We start from the raw sequence: 591 nt of genomic DNA on the forward strand, positions 1-591 counted from the left end.
AGTTGAAAAACAACTTGCCAATAGGTAGAGAATTGTGGTTGGATACAAGAAAAGAATGGTTTTATAATTTACCACATGATGATAACTCTTCTGTGGAAAAAAACACAACTATAATTTTGACAAAAAACCAGTCTACAGATTGGATGGAAATTGAATTTGATTTTAATGGCAATCTGTACTTTTATGATGAAATATTGAGACGTATTTCTAAATCACTTAAGACGACTATCTTATTAGGCTATTACCAATCAACTTCTGGGGAAGGCAGGCTTGCCAAGTTTCAAAACGGACAATTAGAATTGTCTTTTTTTGAAAGGTACTTTTACTATAAATCACATGATGACGATTCATATTCAGTTGATAGAATTTATGTAGCTGATAATTTGGGAGTTGAAAATGCGAAAAGTGAAGTCTTGAAAAAAGTCAATTTAGGAATGGATAGCGATTTAATTAACCATGACTTCATCTATGATTTTTACAGGTCAGAAGGCTGGAATAACGATTTAGGTCTGGATTATCATAACTGGAAATATCTGCATATTGAACAAAAAAATAAAAGAAACAGCTAACACTATGTAAAAATGCATTAAA

1 protein-coding gene is annotated in these 591 nt (G+C 31.0%); it reads left to right on the plus strand.

Features of this window, described 5'->3' with window-relative positions:
- Window positions 1-569 (plus strand): hypothetical protein (locus tag HH304_RS21115; protein WP_169685286.1); only part of this gene is annotated, 569 nt, incomplete at its 5' end.
- Window positions 570-591: the final 22 nt, after the last annotated feature.

This window comes from Marinigracilibium pacificum (assembly GCF_012926615.1).
Lineage (GTDB): Bacteria > Bacteroidota > Bacteroidia > Cytophagales > Cyclobacteriaceae > Mangrovivirga > Mangrovivirga pacifica.